Origin of the sequence: Prevotella sp. LCP21S3_D2, assembly GCF_052118345.1 — a bacterium.
Lineage (GTDB): Bacteria > Bacteroidota > Bacteroidia > Bacteroidales > Bacteroidaceae > Prevotella.
Genome location: NZ_JBQKHJ010000086.1, coordinates 1 through 686, shown reverse-complemented (window position 1 = coordinate 686; position 686 = coordinate 1). Strand labels below are relative to the sequence as shown.

Here is a 686-nt window from a genome sequence, read left to right as displayed (position 1 = left end):
GGGGTTCACCCTTCACCAACTTCATCGCCAAGTGTTCACCCACACTCTTTCGTAGAGTACGTTGCAAACAACAAAATAGAATATTAACAACTGCAATTTTTAAACAAAATGGAAAAAGAACCAAACAAAAGCATGAATGGGACAGCCACGATGCCATCGTACTTCCCTTGCATCAAATCTTCGGAGAGCCATCCACTCGCCGATTTCCTCAAACCTACCAACATGTTCCAGCTCGACTTCGACCATGTGAAGAAGGAAGATATGGTCATAGAGAAGGAACCTATCGAGCTGAACAGCGATGCTGCCGTCAATCCTACGGATACTTTCGAGGACTAAGTATCTTACTTTCAACCCGTAAGTATGTTACTTTCAACCCGTAAGGATAATACTTAAACATCAAAAGCTATATGGATATAAAAAGCTATACGAAGCAGGAACTGGCTCTGCTCTATTTCCCCGATTCGTCACCGGTGGTGGCAAGTGCTCATCTGATGCGTTGGATTTGTCGCAATCCCGACCTTCTGAAGAAGCTTCATGAAAGCGGATACGACAAGAACAGCAAGGAATTCACTCCGATGCAAATTTCCTATATTATCTATTTTCTCGGCGAACCATAGGCTTCCAAGTATGAGAAAGTATGAGAAAGTATGAGAAAGTGTGAGCAAGTATGAGAAAGTATGAAGTGG

At 42.9% G+C, this 686-nt stretch carries 2 protein-coding genes; both read left to right on the top strand.

Going from position 1 to position 686, the window contains the following annotated elements:
• Nucleotides 1–108: 108 nt before the first annotated feature.
• Nucleotides 109–336, top strand: a complete 228-nt coding sequence (locus tag ACTQ16_RS16705) for a hypothetical protein (protein ID WP_441217369.1) — start codon at nucleotides 109–111, stop codon at nucleotides 334–336.
• Nucleotides 337–407: 71 nt separating this feature from the next.
• Complete coding sequence (locus ACTQ16_RS16700; RefSeq protein WP_441938558.1) at nucleotides 408–617, top strand: DUF4248 domain-containing protein; 210 nt, start codon at nucleotides 408–410, stop codon at nucleotides 615–617.
• The last annotated feature ends 69 nt before the right edge of the window (nucleotides 618–686 follow it).

Coding starts and splice junctions, on each gene's coding strand:
- ACTQ16_RS16705 (WP_441217369.1), top strand. CDS start 109: ATGGAAAAAGAACCAAACAAAAGCATGAATGGGACAGCCACGATGCCA.
- ACTQ16_RS16700 (WP_441938558.1), top strand. CDS start 408: ATGGATATAAAAAGCTATACGAAGCAGGAACTGGCTCTGCTCTATTTC.